The 18088-nt window shown below is 44.5% G+C and carries 19 protein-coding genes, 1 rRNA gene and 1 other annotated feature; all 20 genes read right to left on the bottom strand.

Annotated elements, in window-relative coordinates:
• Positions 1-13 precede the first annotated feature (13 nt).
• Positions 14-709: a 50S ribosomal protein L1 gene (gene rplA / locus VK097_RS05005; protein ID WP_324210707.1), complete on the bottom strand. Its 696-nt coding sequence runs from the start codon at positions 707-709 to the stop codon at positions 14-16.
• Between the two features lie 188 nt (positions 710-897).
• Positions 898-1323, bottom strand: coding sequence for a 50S ribosomal protein L11 (rplK, locus tag VK097_RS05000; protein ID WP_324210706.1), 426 nt, complete (start codon positions 1321-1323; stop codon positions 898-900).
• A 393-nt stretch (positions 1324-1716) separates the two neighbouring features.
• Complete coding sequence (gene nusG / locus VK097_RS04995) at positions 1717-2250, bottom strand: transcription termination/antitermination protein NusG (RefSeq protein WP_324210719.1); 534 nt, start codon at positions 2248-2250, stop codon at positions 1717-1719.
• A gap of 168 nt (positions 2251-2418) precedes the next feature.
• On the bottom strand, positions 2419-2595 hold the full coding sequence (gene secE / locus VK097_RS04990; RefSeq protein WP_324210705.1) for a preprotein translocase subunit SecE: 177 nt from the start codon (positions 2593-2595) through the stop codon (positions 2419-2421).
• Positions 2596-2631: 36 nt separating this feature from the next.
• Positions 2632-2781, bottom strand: a complete 150-nt coding sequence (gene rpmG / locus VK097_RS04985) for a 50S ribosomal protein L33 (RefSeq protein WP_324210704.1) — start codon at positions 2779-2781, stop codon at positions 2632-2634.
• 67 nt (positions 2782-2848) lie between these two features.
• Complete coding sequence (gene sigH / locus VK097_RS04980) at positions 2849-3502, bottom strand: RNA polymerase sporulation sigma factor SigH (RefSeq protein WP_324210703.1); 654 nt, start codon at positions 3500-3502, stop codon at positions 2849-2851.
• 202 nt (positions 3503-3704) lie between these two features.
• Entirely contained in the window at positions 3705-4214 is a 510-nt protein-coding gene (locus tag VK097_RS04975) for an NYN domain-containing protein (RefSeq protein ID WP_324210702.1), read from the bottom strand.
• A complete protein-coding gene (gene rlmB / locus VK097_RS04970) occupies positions 4211-4960 on the bottom strand; it encodes a 23S rRNA (guanosine(2251)-2'-O)-methyltransferase RlmB (RefSeq protein ID WP_324210701.1) in 750 nt (249 codons plus the stop codon). The genes VK097_RS04975 and rlmB overlap by 4 nt, the downstream gene beginning before the upstream one ends.
• A gap of 2 nt (positions 4961-4962) precedes the next feature.
• Complete coding sequence (locus VK097_RS04965; RefSeq protein WP_324210700.1) at positions 4963-5361, bottom strand: Mini-ribonuclease 3; 399 nt, start codon at positions 5359-5361, stop codon at positions 4963-4965.
• A complete protein-coding gene (gene cysS, locus VK097_RS04960) occupies positions 5351-6763 on the bottom strand; it encodes a cysteine--tRNA ligase (protein WP_324210699.1) in 1413 nt (470 codons plus the stop codon). The genes VK097_RS04965 and cysS overlap by 11 nt, the downstream gene beginning before the upstream one ends.
• The gene (cysE, locus tag VK097_RS04955) at positions 6744-7412 is read right to left on the bottom strand and encodes a serine O-acetyltransferase (RefSeq protein ID WP_324210698.1); all 669 of its coding nucleotides are present in this window, start codon (positions 7410-7412) and stop codon (positions 6744-6746) included. Before cysE ends, cysS begins: the two co-directional genes overlap by 20 nt.
• A 73-nt stretch (positions 7413-7485) precedes the next feature.
• Positions 7486-7706 (bottom strand) — a binding site (T-box leader).
• Between the two features lie 102 nt (positions 7707-7808).
• Complete coding sequence (gene gltX / locus VK097_RS04950; protein ID WP_324210697.1) at positions 7809-9278, bottom strand: glutamate--tRNA ligase; 1470 nt, start codon at positions 9276-9278, stop codon at positions 7809-7811.
• Between the two features lie 109 nt (positions 9279-9387).
• The gene (locus tag VK097_RS04945) at positions 9388-10485 is read right to left on the bottom strand and encodes a PIN/TRAM domain-containing protein (RefSeq protein WP_324210718.1); all 1098 of its coding nucleotides are present in this window, start codon (positions 10483-10485) and stop codon (positions 9388-9390) included.
• 198 nt (positions 10486-10683) lie between these two features.
• Positions 10684-12057, bottom strand: coding sequence for a DNA repair protein RadA (gene radA, locus VK097_RS04940; RefSeq protein ID WP_324210696.1), 1374 nt, complete (start codon positions 12055-12057; stop codon positions 10684-10686).
• A 267-nt stretch (positions 12058-12324) separates the two neighbouring features.
• Entirely contained in the window at positions 12325-14757 is a 2433-nt protein-coding gene (gene clpC, locus VK097_RS04935) for an ATP-dependent protease ATP-binding subunit ClpC (protein ID WP_324210695.1), read from the bottom strand.
• A gap of 16 nt (positions 14758-14773) precedes the next feature.
• Positions 14774-15838, bottom strand: a complete 1065-nt coding sequence (mcsB, locus tag VK097_RS04930; RefSeq protein ID WP_324210694.1) for a protein-arginine kinase McsB — start codon at positions 15836-15838, stop codon at positions 14774-14776.
• Complete coding sequence (mcsA, locus tag VK097_RS04925) at positions 15835-16362, bottom strand: protein-arginine kinase activator protein McsA (RefSeq protein ID WP_324210693.1); 528 nt, start codon at positions 16360-16362, stop codon at positions 15835-15837. Before mcsA ends, mcsB begins: the two co-directional genes overlap by 4 nt.
• A gap of 16 nt (positions 16363-16378) precedes the next feature.
• A complete protein-coding gene (locus tag VK097_RS04920) occupies positions 16379-16846 on the bottom strand; it encodes a CtsR family transcriptional regulator (RefSeq protein ID WP_324210692.1) in 468 nt (155 codons plus the stop codon).
• A gap of 235 nt (positions 16847-17081) precedes the next feature.
• Positions 17082-17777, bottom strand: a complete 696-nt coding sequence (locus tag VK097_RS04915; RefSeq protein WP_324210691.1) for an MgtC/SapB family protein — start codon at positions 17775-17777, stop codon at positions 17082-17084.
• Between the two features lie 187 nt (positions 17778-17964).
• Positions 17965-18080, bottom strand: a 5S ribosomal RNA gene (rrf, locus tag VK097_RS04910).
• Positions 18081-18088: the final 8 nt, after the last annotated feature.

Raw genomic sequence — 18088 nt, 5'->3', positions numbered from 1 at the left:
TATCAAGTTAATATTAACTGCGGTAACCGGAAACATCAACTCTGATGCCAGGTCCCATCGTGGACGTTATAGAAGCCTTGCGCATATAAACACCTTTTGACGCCTGCGGCTTTGCTTTCATAAGTGTATCAGCAATTGCCTCAAAGTTCTCAACCAATTTCTGATTATCAAATGAAATCTTTCCAAGCGGAACATGAATGTTGGCGGATTTGTCCACTCGATACTCCACTTTACCGGCTTTAATCTCGTTAACAGCTTTTTCAATTTCAAATGTTACCGTTCCGGTTTTAGGGTTAGGCATGAGGCCTCTAGGCCCGAGAATCCGGCCAAGTTTACCGACTTCAGCCATCATATCCGGTGTTGCCACAACAACATCGAAATCAAACCAGCCTTGATTGATTTTGCCTATAAGATCCTGCTCTCCGACATAATCTGCTCCGGCGTTTTCGGCTTCTGTGGCCTTGTCGCCTTTCGCAAACACCAGGACACGCTGTGTTTTGCCGGTTCCATTCGGCAGAACCATAGCACCGCGGATCTGCTGATCAGCTTTCTTAGGGTCAACCCCCAGTCGGAAAGCAGCTTCAACTGTTTCATCAAAATTTGCCTTTGCGGTTTCCTTCAGTAAAGTGACCGCTTCTTCGGCATCATATGCTTTTGAACGATCAACAAGCTCGGCAGCTTCTTGATATTTTTTACTTCTTTTTGCCATTTTACTTCCTCCTCAAGTTGTGGTTTTTAGCGGTAAGACCTCCCACTTAAAAATGCTCGGCGGCACTGTTACTCATGAAGCAATGGTATGCTCATAATGAACGGAGCGCTGATGCATTTTTCATGAAAAAAGTTGCGTAACATGGCATACCATTTATCGCAACTGTATTTATTCTTGTTTTACGCACATTAGTCATCAATCGAAATACCCATGCTGCGTGCGGTTCCTTCAACCATACGTACTGCAGCATCCAGATCAGCTGCGTTCAAATCAGGCATTTTGGTTTCCGCAATTTCCTGTACTTGATCACGTTTGACCGAAGCGACTTCATTACGGCTTGGTTCACCTGATGCTGTATCGATACCGGCTGCTTTTTTCAGCAGCACTGCAGCTGGCGGAGTTTTCGTAACAAATGTAAATGAACGATCTTCGAAAACCGTAATCTCAACCGGAATAATCATACCGGCCTGATCCTGGGTACGTGCGTTAAATTCCTTGCAGAATCCCATGATATTTACACCAGCCTGACCCAATGCCGGTCCTACCGGCGGTGCTGGATTTGCTTTACCGGCCTCGATTTGCAGTTTTACTAATTTAATTACTTTTTTAGCCACGAGACACACCTCCTTAAAGTCCGTGATGTGGTAATAGGGCTATTCCCCTCCCACTCAACATTTAAAATCCCCGCATCCACTCCGGGGACATAAATAACAAAAGAATTTTACCATGTATTATCAAATGATGCAAGGTTTTGCTTGTGATTTTTTATAGAAAGGGTTTCCCTAAAGCCCTAAAGGTTTCTGAGTTTCACGCCGTTGTACAGTTGACATACGTTTACATTATATGGGGCAACCATTAAAAAGACTGCTTAAGTACCGACACTGTATTTTTAATACAGCATAGCCCTTTATGAAGCAGCTATAGAAACAGCTTCTCTTCCACGGAGCGCAAAACAAGTCAACGAAGAAATGCGAAGTGTCATTTTTACCAGATTTTTTGAACAACCTTTACATTTTTTCCACCTGGGAAAATTCCAGCTCGACAGGGGTTTCACGCCCGAACATGTTTACATGCACTTTGAGTTTCTGCTTATCGGCATCAATGTGCTCGATTGTACCTGTAAATTCATTGAACGGTCCGTCTGTAACCTTCACGTTCTCTTTTAATTCAAAATCAACTTGCGGGACAGGATCAGACACGCCCATTCGTTTCAGTACCGCGTCTACTTCGTCAGGCAAAATGGGCGTTGGTTTTGTCCCGTGACCGCTTGACCCGACAAACCCTGTGACACCTGGTGTATTGCGCACCACATACCATGAATCATCTGTCATAACCATCTCCGCAATCACATAGCCGGGGAAAAATTTCTTTTTGACCACTTTCTTCTTGCCATTTTTGATTTCCGTCTCTTCATCTTCCGGTACAAGCACACGGAAGATTTTATCCTCCATACCCATTGTTCCCACACGTTTTTCAAGGTTCGTCTTCACCTTATTTTCATAACCGGAATAAGTGTGGATTGCATACCAGTTCTTTTCCATGTGATCAGGACAATTAAGCTTGCCCTTCCCTCCCTTAATTGACTTTTTTAACTCTTTGCTCAAGAAAAATTCAAACATATTAAAAAACCCGACGTCCCCGGGTTTTTCTAATCAAAATATTATTTTCCATTATAGCATAAAAATAGGTTCATTATTCAAGATTTGCGGTTAAAAAAATAAATTTAGCAGTTGTGAAATGCCGAGATCAATGATTGCAAAGAAAACCGCAACAAATGCCACCGTTGTTAATACGGTTATTGTATAGCTTGTCAGCTCGCGGCCTTTTGGCCAGCTGACCTTTTTCATCTCTCTCGAAACATTCTTGAAAAATTTAAAGATTTTCAAAGATTGTCCCCCTCCAGACCCTGCCTGACTAACACCTTATTTCGTCTCACGATGCAATGTATGTTTACCGCATGTTTTGCAGTATTTCTGTATTTCTAATCGTTCAGGCTGTTTGGATGCATTTTTGCTCGTCGTATAATTTCTGCTTGCACAGAGGGTACAAGCCAATATCACTTTTTTCGTCACCGTACCACCCCACTGCAGGGTTTTCACTCATATAAATGTAGCACGGCCGCCATCATATGTCAATGAACTACCTGGCTTCTGCCTGGTTCGCTTCAATAAGCAGCTCTAACTTCCGTTTGATGCGCTGCAGAGCATTATCGATTGATTTAACATGCCGTTTTAATTTGACAGAAATCTCCTGATACGTGCAGCCGTCCATATACAAGCTCAAAACCTTTTTTTCCAGGTCGCTTAATAGTTCCGACAATTTTCCTTCCATATCAAAAAACCTTTCCCTGTTTTCAAGCAAATCCTGAGGATCAAACGATTTTGATCCAGCGAGGATGTCCAGCAAGGTTCGGTCGGATTCCTCATCATAAATTGGTTTGTCCAGAGACACATATGAGTTAAGCGGGGTATGTTTCTGCCGTGTAGCCATCTTGATGGCGGTAATAATCTGTCTGGTAACACATAATTCGGCAAATGCCTTAAATGATGAGAGCCTGTCCCCATCATAATCTCGGATTGCCTTATAGAGACCAATCATGCCTTCTTGAATAATATCTTCTCTATCAGCGCCGATGATAAAATATGTACGTGCCTTGGCCCGAACATAATTTATGTATTTATGTATCAGAAAGTCCAGCGCACGGCTATCTCCCCGATGAATCAAGCGAATAATTTCATCATCATGAAGCGATTCCAGATTCTGATAATCTCTATCTGCCAGCTTGACACTCACCAAAAATAACCCCCCGGCTGCACAGCAGTCAATTTAAAAATATTATACAGTAAGCGCTTACTAATAGTCAACATGAACTCCCGCCAGATAGAATACGTCATCTCCAATCCGAAGCCGATTCATCTCCCATCCGCGGAGGGCAAAGTTATTTTAACCGCAGTGGTCAAAAAATCAATAAAATATACGAAAAGAGACGAAAGGGTCATATATCCCCCCGCCGCCATTTTTCAAATTTCTCCAGAACATCCTGTGTCAGCGGGATTTTAATCTGCGGCTGAACTTTATGATGCTTTTCGATTTGCTGCCCTATTTCTCTATTGATATCATCCAGCTCGATTTGAAGTTCTCTTGCCGATTTCCTCAATGCCCCCCGGCCAAAAATTGTCCTCTGTTCCGCATAATCAGAGGTTGCCACATAAACCTGATTAATAACATTCTTTAAATCTGTGACAATCCGCTCAATACATTCATCGGCCGTTTCATTTTCTTTGGTATAGATGATCTCAACCTGATATTCCTTCAGTTTGCTTTCAATTCCTTTTACGTAGTACGCATCAAATACCACGATCACCCTCATACCTGTATATGCCTGATATTCTGCGAGCTTTTCAATCAGCATATCACGTGCTTGTCCGATGCTGGCCTGTTTTAGCCGGCGCAAATCTTCCCAATCGCCGATGATATTATAGCCGTCTACTACGAGCACATTCATGATGAGTCACCAGCCGGATATCGTTTGCGTAACACCTCGTATAATAGCAGACTGCAGGCGACCGAAGCGTTAAGGGAAGAAACATGCCCTTTCATTGGCAGTCTGAGGGTCCAGTCACATTTGTCTCTCACCAGCCGGCTCATCCCTTTGCTTTCATTGCCAATCACCAATGCAATCGGCAGCGTACCATCGAGTTCACGGTAATCTTCGGTTGCGTTCGTTTCCGTTCCGACAACCCAGACATAACGTTTCTTCAGTTCGTCGATTGTATTGGCGATATTGGTGACCCGGGCAACCGGGATATGTTCCAAGGCACCCACAGCCGTTTTGGATACCGCACTTGTCAGACCGACTGAACGCCGTTTTGGTATAATTACCCCATGTGCGCCCGTTGCATCTGCACTGCGCAGTATGGACCCCAGATTGTGCGGATCCTCCAGCTGATCCAAAATAATCAAAAAGGGGGCTTCATTCCGTTTTTCTGCCCTGGAGAACAAATCTTCCAGTGATGCATAAGCATAAGAGGCAACGTAGGCGACAACTCCCTGATGATTGCCGGAAGCCATTTGATCAAGCTTCTTTTTCGGTACTTTTTGCATAATCGTCCCGGCATTTTTGCTCATTTGCTGCAGTTTTCCGGATAAGCCTTTATTCAAGTGTTCTGAAACAAACACTTTAATAACCGGACGACCGGATTTCAATGCTTCCATAACGGGGTTTTTGCCTATGATGGTTTCCTGATCCATTGTCAGTCTTTCCTCCCTTCGACGAACGCCACGGCCGCATTGAGCAATTCGGTTAAGCGCTCTCTGTTTTCCAGTAAATAATAATAGCCGATCAACGCCTCAAATGCTGTACTATAGCGGTATGTCTGGACACTTGTATTCCTGGGTACAGTTCCGGATTTCGCATTTCTGCCCCGGGTGACAATCTTTTTTTCTTCGTCGGTAAGATAATTTGCCTCCAGCCAATACAGGACAATCGCTGCCTGTGACTTTGCCGAAACGAAATTGACAGCTTCCTTGTGGAGCTGATTCGGCTTTACTTTTCCGGTTTTTAAAAGATGCTCCCGTACATGCACCTCATAAACCGCATCCCCCATATAGGCAAGCGCAAGACTTTTCATCTGTCTGACATCAAGACTCATTGCCTGCTCTTTTCCACCGGGTGCCTTGAGGTGTGTCTTCCAGGATAATGTTTTTCTCTTTCAGGTTGTCCCGAATTTCATCGGCCCGGCTGAAATCACGGTTTTTTCTGGCTTCAGTCCGCTCCTTCAATAATGCCTCGATGTCTTCATCAAGCAATCCCTCTTCTATTTCTATCCGGATTCCCAATACACCGAGCACGGCGCTCATACTTTCCTGGAATGCCCTGATGACATTTATGGTTGTCTGTTTTTCTTCAAGGTACACGTTGGCCTCTTTTGTCAGTTCAAATAAAACAGAAATGGCGTTCGCTGTATTAAAATCGTCGTCCATTGCCGCTTCAAACTGATTATTCAATTGACTGATTTTTTCCAGCCATTCATCACTTGTATTCGTCAGGCCCATACTTGACTGGCTGCGGTGCTCCAGATTTTTATAAGCATTTTTAACCCGGTCAAGGCTGTTTTTCGCTCCCTGAAGCAGTTCTTCCGTAAAATTGATCGGATTCCGGTAATGGACACTTAACATGAAAAAACGAATTACCTGGGGATCATGCTGTTCGATAATATCTTTGGTTAAAACAAAGTTGCCAAGTGATTTGGACATTTTTTCGTTATCAATATTAATATACCCATTATGCATCCAATAATTAGCAAACGGCTTTTCAGTCATTGCTTCCGACTGGGCGATTTCATTTTCATGGTGCGGAAATGTCAGATCCTGACCGCCGGCATGAATATCAATCGTTTCGCCAAGGTACTTTTTCGCCATTGCAGAGCATTCGATATGCCAGCCAGGGCGACCTTGCCCCCATGGGGAATTCCATGCAACTTCGTCATCTCCTGCTTTTTTCCATAAAGCAAAATCGAGCGGATCTTCTTTTTTCTCACCAACCTGAATACGCGCACCGCTTCGCAATTCATCGATGGACTGGTGTGATAATTTCCCATAACCGTCAAACGAACGGGGCCTGAAATAAACATCCCCTTCCACCTCATAGGCATACCCTTTACTGATCAGATTTGAGATGAAATTTATAATATCGTCCATTGTTTCAGTAACACGCGGATTATGGGTGGCTTTTTTAACGCCGAGCGCCTCCACATCGGCCAGATATGCATCGATAAACCGATTCGCCACATCAGAAACCGGCTCATTCAGTTCATTGGCTGCGTTAATAATCTTGTCGTCCACATCAGTAAAATTCAGGACGTAATCCACATCGTACCCTTTATATTCAAGATAACGTCTGACAGTATCAAACACAATGGCAGGACGCGCGTTGCCGATATGAATATAGTTATAGACGGTCGGTCCGCAGACGTACATGCGCACCTTGCCTGCATCGAGCGGTTTGAACGTTTCCTTGTCATGTGTCAGTGTATTATAAATCGTCATCGCCATTCTGCTTCACTTCCTTTAACTTTGCTATCTCTGCTTTCAACCCGTCAATTTCCTCCTGCAGCTTTGCACACCGATCAGCGATAGGGTCAGGGAGTTTATGATGGTCCAGATTTTTGCGTACCTTTTCCCCGTTTTGCACAACCACCCGGCCAGGGACGCCTACAACGGTTGAGTGATCAGGCACGTCTTTTAAAACAACCGACCCGGCACCAACTTTTGAACTGTTGCCAATAGTGATGTTGCCAAGCACTCTCGCACCGGTCGTCACCATGGCGTTGTCTTTGATCGTGGGATGCCGTTTTCCCCTTTCCTTACCTGTTCCTCCCAGTGTCACACCCTGGAATAAAGTGACATTATTGCCGATTTCACATGTCTCGCCAATGACAACCCCCATACCATGATCAATAAAGAACTTCCAACCGATTTTTGCACCGGGATGAATCTCAATGCCGGTAAAGAAACGGCTGATTTGCGAAATGGCACGTGCTATAAAATGTAAATTGCGTTTATAGAAAAAGTGGGCAATCCGATGTGACCAGATGGCATGCAATCCGGAATAAGTCAGGAACACCTCGATATATGAACGCGCTGCAGGGTCCTGGTCAAACACAACATCCATATCTTCCTTCATTCGCTTAAAGATGCCCATTGTTTGGTTTCTCCCTCCTCGTTATAAATTCTATTTCTTACGTTAAAAAATAAGCGCCTCTGTGTAATGATTACACAGAGGCGCTTACCTGCGCGGTTCCACTCTGTTTGAAGAAATTCGGCTTTCTCCCGGCTTTGGCTCTGTTAACGGTTGAGGACCGCCGTTATATACTGGCATTCTATAACGGGCTCCAAGGTGCATTTCAAAAACGGTGCTTAGAATCACTTGCAGCCGGTGATGATTCTCTCTGGATAAGCAGATGTGTTTTTTACTTCTCCTTGTCAACGCTCTCTATTAGAGACTGCTCAAAAACTACGGTTGGTCTTTTTTTGAACATACACTATCTGAATTTAATTATGTTATTACTATATTACATTCAGTTGCAAATGTGAATTATTAAGCTCCGAGCTGTTTCAATAAATTATCCAGACGGCTCACAACAGTTTCCCTGCCCAATAATTCAATGGCTGCCTGCAGCTCTGGCCCGTGTGTCTGACCGGTCGTTGCCACGCGGATTGGCATGAATAGCTTTTTGCCGCGGTGACCGGTTTCCTTTTGGGTTGCCTTAATCTGTTGTTTAATGGCAGTTTTCTCGAAATTCTCCAGGTGAATCAACTTATCCGTGAAGACCTGAAGCACTTCAGGGACTTGCTCCTGCTGCAGCACATCCATGGCCTCTTCATCGTAACTGATGAACTCATTAAAAAACAACTCAGTCAGTTCAACAATCTCAGCACCGTACCGCAGCTGCTCCTGGTACAGCGCTATCACTTTCTCAGCCCACTCTCTTGTGGATGCATCCATATTTTCCGGTAACTTTCCTGCTTCGATCAGGTGCGGCATCGCCAGCTCAATGATTCGTTCAGTATCTGCAGCTTTAATATATTCGTTATTCATCCACTTCAGTTTCGGCTGGTCAAAAATTGCAGCCGACGTCGACAGTCGTTCCGGATCAAAAATCTCAATCAGTTCCTCCTGCGTGAAGATCTCTTCTTCACCGACCGGTGACCAGCCAAGCAGTGTGATAAAGTTAAACAAGGCTTCAGGCAAATAGCCCAGGTTGCGGTATTGTTCAATGAATTGCAGAATATGTTCATCACGTTTACTCAGCTTTTTGCGCTCTTCATTCAGGATCAGGGTCATATGGCCGAAATTCGGCGGTTCCCATCCAAATGCTTCATAGACCATCATTTGTTTTGGCGTGTTCGAAATATGTTCCTCACCGCGTAATACATCTGTGATTCTCATCAGATGGTCATCAATTGTCACAGCAAAGTTATATGTCGGTGCACCATTCTTTTTGACAATGACCCAATCACCAAAATCACTGGACTCAAACGTGATATTGCCCCTTACAATATCATTGAACATATACGATTTATTCTCAGGAACGCGCATACGGATGCTCGGCTTACGCCCCTCCTGTTCGAACGCTTCAATTTGTTCTGCTGTCAGCTGACGATGGGCACCGGAATACTTCGGAACTTGTCCTTTGGCACGCTGTTCTTCGCGCTCCCTTTCCAACTCTTCCTCGGTCATATAGCATTTGTAAGCCAAACCTTTCTCGAGCAGCTCGTCAACATACTGCTGATAGATTTCCAGCCGCTCCATCTGGCGGTATGGACCGTAATCACCGCCGATATCAGCACTTTCGTCCCACTCAATGCCGAGCCATTTCAAATACAACATTTGGCTTTCTTCTCCACCGGCAACATTGCGCTTGGTATCTGTATCTTCAATCCGGATAATAAATTTTCCGTCAAAATGTTTCGCATATAAATAATTAAATAAGGCTGTACGTGCATTCCCAATATGCAAATGACCGGTCGGGCTGGGCGCATAGCGTACTCGAACCTGATTTATCATGGTGGTGCTCCTTTCTTTTTTATGAGTAAATGACAAATATATCATACGTATAAAAAGTGATAACACGTGGCGTTATCACTTTTTGTTTCCTTCTTAATTTATACCGTTTTTATAAAGCTTTTTCAAGTAATTTTGGTTTTGCAAAGATCATTCTTCCTGCCGATGTCTGCAGCACGCTTGTAATCAGAACCTCAATCTTCTTGCCGATATAATCGTGACCTTCTTCCACCACAATCATTGTGCCATCATCCAGATAAGCGACGCCCTGATTGTGCTCCTTGCCGTCTTTGATCACTTGAACCATTAATTCCTCGCCGGGCAGAACAACCGGTTTGACGGCATTGGCCAGGTCATTAATATTCAAAACAGGCACACCTTGCAAGTCACACACCTTATTCAGGTTGAAATCATTGGTGACAACGATGCCATCAATTACTTTCGCAAGTTTAATCAGCTTGCTGTCCACTTCCGGAATATCCTCAAAATCACCTTCGTAAATTTCAACTTCCACTGGCAATTCTTTTTGAATCCGGTTGAGAACATCAAGTCCGCGACGCCCGCGGTTGCGTTTCAGTACATCGGACGAATCAGCGATGTGCTGCAGCTCGCCAAGTACAAATTGAGGGATGACAATTGTTCCCTCTAAAAAGTTTGTCTGGCAAATATCAGCGATACGACCGTCAATGATAACACTTGTATCCAAAATTTTGGACTTCGGCAGGGTTTTCTGAGGAGTATCCCCCTCATAAACACGTTTTTTATCCCGTTCTTTCCGGTTAAAATTAAGCAGGTTCATTAATTCATCCCGTCGTCTGAAACCAACCTGAAATCCGAAATAACCAAGTAAAATGGTAATAAAGAGCGGTAAAACCTGCGAAACGAGATAAATATTGATGTCTGTCAGCGGGATGTTCACTAAATAAGCAATCACTAAACCGCCAATCAGACCAAAACTTCCAAACAGCAAGTCACTTACCGGAATCTTAATTAGGGCCTCTTCAATCCAGCGCAAAAATCCGACGATATGACCCGCGACAAAATAAGAGAAAACAAATAATATAATTGCACCTATGATCATGCCTAAATAAGGGGATGCAACCCAAGCCGCGTCGGTAAAATCCAACAGTCTGACAATCTCCGGGATGTACAAAAACCCAATGGTACCTCCACTAATGATAAAAAATAAATGGACAATCATTTTCAGCACCATTACTCACCTCCTATCGTTATTATTACCCATTTTTTATAGAATAACCGTCATTGACCAAAATTAATGTATAGTATCACTTAAAGCCTATCATAACCACAAAAGTGAGTCAATTTAGAAAACAATTCATTTTATCACTTTTCGCATAGCCTGTCAATTTAATGATATGGACTGTGTGAAAAAATTAAAGCTGCCGGATCAGCGTGTCAAACCTTCATCCAGTGCCTCCCCGACCGTGTTGACACCCACAACCTGAATCGATTCAGGGGGAACCCAGCCTTCCAAGTTTTTCTGTGGACAGATAACCCGCTTAAAGCCAAGCTTTGCCGCTTCCTGCACACGCTGCTCGATCCGGGCCACACGTCTGATTTCCCCGGTCAGTCCAACTTCACCAATCACGATATCTTCCGGTCTTGTCGCCTGATTCCGGAAACTTGACGCAATGCTGACGGCCACGGCCAAATCAATGGCTGGTTCATCCAGTTTTACCCCGCCGGCCACTTTAATGTATGCATCCTGATTCTGCAGCATGAGGCCTACACGTTTTTCAAGCACCGCCATCAGAAGCGGTACACGGTTAGTATCAATACCGGTTGCCATGCGCCGTGGATTCCCGAAACTCGTTGGCGAAATCAACGCTTGGATCTCCACCAGTACCGGCCGGGTTCCTTCCATCGAAGCGACCACAGTGGATCCGGCTGCTCCCTGCGACCTTTCTTCAAGAAAAATCTCGGACGGGTTCATGACTTCCCTTAACCCTTCTTCCTTCATTTCAAAAATACCCATTTCGTGCGTACTTCCAAAGCGGTTTTTCACCCCGCGCAGAATACGGTATGCATGGTGACGTTCCCCTTCAAAATAAAGGACAGCATCCACCATATGCTCCAGCATCCTTGGCCCGGCGATCGCCCCTTCCTTCGTCACATGCCCGACAATAAATATAGGGATGCCGTTGTATTTGGCAATACGCATTAATTCGCCAGTGCTTTCACGCACCTGGGAAACACTTCCGGGGGCGCTGGTCACTTCTTCGCGGTAGATTGTCTGAATCGAATCTATCACAACGAGCGCCGGCTTTATTTGTTCAATCTGGTTGATGATATCAAGCAAGTTTGTCTCCGCCAGCACATACAATAAATCTGAGCTGACGCCAAGCCTGTCAGCCCGCAGTTTTGTCTGCCGGATTGATTCCTCACCGGAGATATAGAGAACCGGCAATTGCTTCTCAGCAAGCTGCGAGGATACCTGCAGCAGCAATGTAGACTTCCCAATCCCCGGGTCACCGCCTATCAGTGCAAGCGATCCGGGAACAATGCCCCCGCCAAGCACCCGGTTGAATTCCTTCATCCCGGTTGTTATCCGGGGTTCTTTTTTAGTTTCAATCGATGTAATGCTTTCAGGCTGGCTGGCAGATTTACCGTCCCTGCTCATTGTATGCCTGCCGCCCGCAGATGATGCATCTATTTCTTCAACGAGTGTATTCCAATTGTTGCAGCCCGGACATTTTCCCATCCATTTAGCAGATTCATAGCCGCACTCCTGACAAACATACTTCGTTTTCCGTTTAGCCAATATGAACCTTTCCCTTCGCTATATTCTCTATTATATACGATTGACATCACATAAAAGTTACAGCTTTCTATCATTTTCATAAATTTCGTTCCATATTTATTCCACAAACCAAAAAATATCTGTTCAATAGCAGGATAAAGCTTTTACCGTGCTTTTTGAACATCCTTAATTATAACATCTGACTGCCCGCTCCGCTGCAACGCAAAAAGCTGAAAGGTTGCTTCCTTCCAGCTTTTTGGACATCACTTTCCCGCTAAAATGGCTTTATTACGGCAAAATAATGAATTCTCCTTTATTGTTAAGGCCGATTTTCACTTTTTCGCCCTTTTCGAAGTTTTCCTTAAGCAGCTCCTCGGAAAGCAAATCCTCGATGTTTTTCTGAATTGATCTGCGCAATGGCCGCGCGCCATATTCCGGGTCAAACCCTTCATTGGCAATTTTCTCAACGGCTTTGTCAGTCAGACTGAATTCAACATCCTGCTGTTTCAGTCGAATCTGAAGCTGTTTAATCATCAGATTGACGATATATTTCATATGTTTCCGTTCTAATGAATGGAATACGATTGTTTCGTCAATCCGGTTCAGGAATTCAGGACGGAATGCTTTTTTCAATTCGTCGGTCACCTTTGATTTCATGTTCTGATAGTCTTGTTCCTGGTCATCATCAAGTGTGAACCCGACATATTTATTTCGTCTCAGCTCGTTGGCACCAACGTTGGATGTCATAATCAGGACAGTGTTTCGGAAATCAACGGCACGTCCTTTGGCATCGGTCAGACGCCCATCTTCAAGCACCTGCAGTAAAATATTAAATACTTCAGGGTGTGCCTTTTCCACTTCATCCAGCAATACAACCGAATATGGCTTTGTCCGGACTTTCTCCGTCAGCTGTCCGCCTTCATCATAACCGACATATCCCGGAGGTGAGCCTACCAGACGGGAGGTGGCATGTTTTTCCATATACTCCGACATGTCAATCCGGATCATAGCCTCTTCATCAGCAAACATGGCTTCAGCCAGTGCTCTGGCAAGTTCTGTTTTTCCGACACCGGTAGGACCAAGGAAAATGAAAGACCCGATTGGACGTTTGGGATCCTTCAGTCCGGCACGTGCCCGGCGGATGGCTTTGGCCACTGCTTCAACCGCTTCATCCTGGCCGATTACCCGGTTATGCAGCGTATCTTCCAGGTTCAGGAGCCGCTCACTTTCGTCTTTTGTCAGCTTGGAAACAGGCACCCCTGTCCAGGTGGAAACGACTTTAGCAATGTCTTCTATCGTCACCTCGGAATCTTTTTGACCCTGCTTTTCTTTCCATTCATTTTTTGTTTCTTCCAATTCCTCACGCAAACGCTGCTCGGAGTCACGTAATGAAGCAGCTTTTTCGAATTCCTGGCTTTGAACAGCAGAATCCTTTTCTTTGCGCACATCCTCAAGTTTCTTCTCAAGTTCTTTTAGGTTTGGCGGAACTGTATAGGAGCTTAAACGGACTTTTGAACCGGCTTCATCAATCAGGTCAATGGCTTTATCAGGCAGAAAGCGGTCTGTAATATATCGGTCAGATAAATTGGCTGCCGCCTCAATGGATTCGTCTGTGATGGTCACACGATGATGAGCTTCATACCGATCACGCAATCCTTTTAAAATCTGTACTGTTTCATCCAGCGTCGGTTCATCGACTTGAATCGGCTGGAACCTGCGTTCAAGGGCCGCGTCTTTTTCGATATATTTACGGTACTCATCCAGCGTGGTAGCACCGATACACTGAAGTTCTCCCCTGGACAGCGCCGGCTTTAAAATATTGGAGGCGTCGATTGCCCCTTCTGCACCACCTGCACCAATTAATGTATGCAATTCATCAATAAACAGAATAATGTTGTTTGCCTGGCGAATTTCTTCCATCACCTTTTTGAGCCGGTCTTCAAACTCACCACGGTATTTAGTGCCGGCAACAACCGTCCCCATATCAAGCGTCATGACGCGCTTGTCACGAAGTATTTCCGGGATTTCGTTGTTGACGATTTGCTGGGCGAGACCTTCTGCAACAGCTGTTTTACCAACGCCGGGCTCACCGATCAGAACCGGATTATTCTTAGTCCGCCGGCTTAACACCTGGATAACCCGCTCAATTTCCTCGCTGCGGCCGATAACCGGATCGACGTTACCTTCCTTGGCACTTTCGGTTAAATCACGTGCCAGTGAATCAAGAGTTGGTGTGTTGGCGTTCGATGACTGTGAACTCCTGTTGTGGCGGCCAGCCTGTGATTCATTGCTTCCCAGAAGCTGCAGGACCTGCTGGCGTGCTTTATTAAGGCTGACACCGAGGTTGTTAAGGACACGTGCTGCCACACCTTCCCCTTCACGAATCAGGCCAAGCAGGATATGTTCTGTTCCGACATACGAATGCCCGAGCTTGCGTGCTTCATCCTGCGACAATTCCACTACTTTTTTGGCACGCGGTGTATAATGAATTGTTTGCATCGGCTGTTTGCCCGTGCCGATTAGATTTTCCACTTCCTGCTGAATCTTGGTTACTTCCAGACTCAAAGACTCAAGTGCTTTGGCTGCAATGCCGTTCCCTTCACGGACAAGCCCAAGCAGTATATGCTCTGTTCCAATATTGTTGTGCCCTAGCCTTACCGCTTCTTCTTGAGACAATGCCAATACTTTTTGTGCGCGTTCTGTAAAACGTCCAAACATCATATACTTTTCCTCCTACCTAGTTCTCTAATTGCATTCGTTCACGAATAAGTGACGCCCTTAGCACATCCCGTTCATTAGGTGTCAGTGTCTTTTTCGCATACTGCTGGAGGAAACCGGGTTGTGTAAGCACCATTAACTCATTCAAAATATTTCTGGGAACATCTTCAATAATTCCTGAATCAATTCCAAGCCGGACATCCGATAAACATTTTGCCGCTTCTTTTGATTCAATAATCCGGCTGCACGTTAACACACCATAGGAACGGTAAATCCGATCCTCCAGCCTGATTTGCGACTGGTCCATGATCTGGTTTCTTGCATTGCGTTCGTGTTCAATAAGCTCGCGGACAACGCTCTGCAAATCTTCTACGATGTCCTCTTCCGACTTTCCGAGCGTTATTTGGTTAGATATCTGGAAAATGTTCCCCGTTGCCTGGCTGCCTTCCCCGTAAATGCCGCGGACAACCAGCCCAAGCTGATTAATAGCCGGGATCATCCGGTTAATCTGCTGAGTCCAGGACAAAGCTGGCAAATGCATCATGACTGACGCACGCATACCGGTTCCGACATTCGTCGGGCACCCGGTCAAATACCCCCGCTCTTCATCAAAGGCATAATCGATTTTTTCTTCCAGCCAATCATCCAGTTCGAATACCTTTTTCAGGGCTTTGTTCAACTGAGAGCCGGGATAATAAAGCTGTATTCGGAGGTGGTCTTCCTCATTTACCATAATTGAAACTTGTTCATTTTTAGATATAAGCACCGCTGATGCATGATTCCGCTCCGCCAAATGCGGACTGATTAAATGCTTTTCAACTAAAACGCGTCTTTCCACAGGGGTCAAATCTTTAATAGGAACAAATGAAAAATCATGATAGTCCTGGAATGACTGGTTTTCATATTCCTGATAGATGAATTCATTAATATATTGCAAATCCTTTTCGTTGGCCAGGATCGGGAAAGAATATCGGACAAAATTTCGAGCCAGCCGTATCCTGCTGCTTAACACGATATCGCTGTCAGGTCCTTCTTCACGCATCCATGGACTGATCGCTTCATTCATAAAGTCCTGCAGTGTCATGTGTCATCACCCCGCGTCTGTTCTTCCAGTGCTTTAATCTTGTCGCGGATGGTCGCGGCTTCTTCAAATGCTTCATTTTTAATTAACCGCTGAAGTTCTTCCTTATGGGCATCAACTTGCTTCTTGAGACGCATATCCCCGCCGATGCGCGCCGGGATTTTTCCATAATGCTTTGTATTACCGCTGTGAACACGGCGAAAGATGGGATCAAGGTTGGCGGCAAACGTCTCATAACAATCCGGGCAGCCGAATTTGCCCACCCGCTTAAATTCTGACAGTGTCATTTCGCATTTTGGGCATTGCAATTCTTCTGTCTGCTGGCCTGCCGTACTTTTCGGACTTTCGAATGTTGAATTTAACAATCCGGACAGCAAGTGGTGCAGTGAATACCCTTCTTCTGGATAATTCATATAGCCTTTTTCTTTTGCACAAATCTCACACACATAAACCTCTGTTTTTTCACCGTTGATCACTTGGGTGAAATGAAGTGTCGCCGGCCGCTCATGGCATTCCTGGCATTCCACGTTAGTCCCCCCTTGATTAGCTGTTTAAATACTTCAGCGTTGTCAGCATCGACGTTAAAATCCGTGCACGAATTTCATCACGCAATGGCAGCTGAAATGCAAGCGTCTCCCTGTTAATGGCACTTAACATTATTTTTGCCTCTCGTTCTGTCACCAGCTCTTCTTCAATCAGCCGTTCAAGCACATCCAATGCCGCCTGCTGTGAAGCACTCGGATTGATCATTCCAATAATATCATCGATTAACGCCGCTTTGTCCTGATGTTTAATTCTTATGATCCGGATATATCCGCCGCCTCCTCGTTTACTTTCTACTATATACCCTTTTTCCACAGTGAAACGGGTTTTAATCACATAATTGATTTGGGACGGCACACATTGAAATTCCTCTGCTAATTCACTTCGCTTTATATCAACCATATCCCTGCCCGCGGCTTCCAAAATCTGTTTTAAATGCTGTTCTATGATATCAGAAATATTACGCATATCTCCTCATCCTCTTCATCATTGATGTGCAGTTGTTTAAATGGCTTTGACTTTGACTAACTTTGACTATACTTCCATTATACGTAATACGCACAAAGATGCAAGTAATCTTATCACTAGCTTAGACAACTTAAAAGGAATTGAAACTTCATTTGGACTGCAGAATTGACATGATTTATAAGGTTCCGAAATAAACTTCAGACATACAACCATATTGACCTTCGTGCTTCATTTGTTATTTTCGTTCCGATATATTTTTGACATAGTCAATTTTTGATATATCTTCAAAAAGCTCTACCTGGTTTAATTCTTTATATGGCTCAATTTTTACGATAATATTTCGCAGTTCATCATCAATCCGTTCGATGTTCACTTGATTAATCGTCAGCGAATAGGATTCAAAGACAGATACGACGCTATTAATTGTTAACCCGGGAAGTGCTGTTATTTCAATTTGATAAGGTTTTTTTCTCCTGAATAATTTTTCAAAGTTATTCAGGAAGATGAGACTCAGTAAAATAATAAAAGTTGTAAAAACAGCCGCAGCGTACATACCGGCTCCAACTACAAGACCAAGCCCAGCGACTGTCCAAATGGATGCGGCAGTTGTCAAACCGCGGATGGTCATGCCGTTCACGATAATTGTACCGGCACCCAAAAAGCCAATACCGCTTATAACGTAAGACGGAATCCGAGCTGGATCAAAGCGGATATTGTCATATACTGGAATCAACGTCTCAAAGCCATATAATGACAACAGCATCATCAGACATGCACCCACGCCTACCAGTATATGTGTCCTGAAGCCTGCAGAATGGTTTTTTAATTCCCGTTCAAAACCAATCAATCCAGATAAGATCAAGGCGATTACAATGCGGATCATAATAATATTAAAATTATCCCCAATATGTTCAGTCAAATAGTCGAACATCGGCTAAACCTCCCTCCTGCTATTTTAACGGGTTTTAACGGGTTACTTTAAATATATGATGTGAAATAATTTCAAATGCTGTTTAAACTGGCCTTCTATATAACATAAAAGTCATGTACGCCCTTTCATAACAGAAATAATAAAAGAGGCTGATCCAAATTATGTTGGGCTCAGCCTCTTCTGTCATGCCTGGCGGCGTCCTACTCTTGCAGGGGTTCAACCCCAACTACCATCGGCGCTGGAGAGCTTAACTTCTGTGTTCGGCATGGAAACAGGTGTGTCCTCTCCGCTATTGCTGCCAGACCTGTGCG

The organism is Lentibacillus sp., assembly GCF_035301675.1.
Classification (GTDB): domain Bacteria; phylum Bacillota; class Bacilli; order Bacillales; family Amphibacillaceae; genus Lentibacillus.
This window is presented reverse-complemented; position numbering and strand designations above follow the sequence as displayed.

Bases quoted from the DNA above. Each gene is read 5' to 3' on its own strand.
- clpC (WP_324210695.1), bottom strand. From the start codon at position 14,757: ATGATGTTTGGACGTTTTACAGAACGCGCACAAAAAGTATTGGCATTG.
- cysS (WP_324210699.1), bottom strand. From the start codon at position 6,763: ATGGCGATGACGATTTATAATACACTGACACATGACAAGGAAACGTTC.
- VK097_RS04965 (WP_324210700.1), bottom strand. From the start codon at position 5,361: ATGAGTCTTGATGTCAGACAGATGAAAAGTCTTGCGCTTGCCTATATG.
- VK097_RS04915 (WP_324210691.1), bottom strand. From the start codon at position 17,777: ATGTTCGACTATTTGACTGAACATATTGGGGATAATTTTAATATTATT.
- gltX (WP_324210697.1), bottom strand. From the start codon at position 9,278: ATGATAAATCAGGTTCGAGTACGCTATGCGCCCAGCCCGACCGGTCAT.
- rlmB (WP_324210701.1), bottom strand. From the start codon at position 4,960: ATGGATCAGGAAACCATCATAGGCAAAAACCCCGTTATGGAAGCATTG.
- VK097_RS04920 (WP_324210692.1), bottom strand. From the start codon at position 16,846: ATGCGTAATATTTCTGATATCATAGAACAGCATTTAAAACAGATTTTG.
- rplA (WP_324210707.1), bottom strand. From the start codon at position 709: ATGGCAAAAAGAAGTAAAAAATATCAAGAAGCTGCCGAGCTTGTTGAT.
- cysE (WP_324210698.1), bottom strand. From the start codon at position 7,412: ATGGGCATCTTTAAGCGAATGAAGGAAGATATGGATGTTGTGTTTGAC.
- nusG (WP_324210719.1), bottom strand. From the start codon at position 2,250: ATGGAAAAGAACTGGTATGCAATCCACACTTATTCCGGTTATGAAAAT.
- VK097_RS04975 (WP_324210702.1), bottom strand. From the start codon at position 4,214: ATGAATGTGCTCGTAGTAGACGGCTATAATATCATCGGCGATTGGGAA.
- mcsB (WP_324210694.1), bottom strand. From the start codon at position 15,838: ATGACACTGCAGGACTTTATGAATGAAGCGATCAGTCCATGGATGCGT.